This is a genomic window from Citrobacter sp. Colony219 (genome assembly GCF_019382635.1).
Classification (GTDB): Bacteria; Pseudomonadota; Gammaproteobacteria; order Enterobacterales; family Enterobacteriaceae; genus Citrobacter; species Citrobacter youngae.
Genome location: NZ_CP080033.1, coordinates 4,300,288 through 4,300,517, shown reverse-complemented (window position 1 = coordinate 4,300,517; position 230 = coordinate 4,300,288). Strand labels below are relative to the sequence as shown.

Here is a 230-nt window from a genome sequence, read left to right as displayed (position 1 = left end):
AAAAAAGCATACAAACAGAACATTTCGCAGCAGCAGCGCTTGCAGCTTGAGGCAGAACTGAGTTCCAGAGGGTTCGATGGCAGCGAGTCACAGGTTGACCTGCTTCTGCGTGGCGGCAGCATTCCGTCAGGTGCCGGGCTGCGTATTTTTTACCGTAACCACCGGCTGCAGGAAGATGATAAATGGCGGCAGTGGTACTGATGCCGCAGCTTTAACAATTCATGCTCTTA

Annotated in this window: 1 protein-coding gene; it reads left to right on the top strand. The window is 52.2% G+C overall.

What is annotated here, in order from left to right; all coding sequences use genetic code 11:
- Positions 1-201 (top strand): hypothetical protein (locus tag JTI85_RS21605; RefSeq protein WP_255574886.1); only part of this gene is annotated, 201 nt, incomplete at its 5' end.
- Positions 202-230 lie beyond the last annotated feature (29 nt).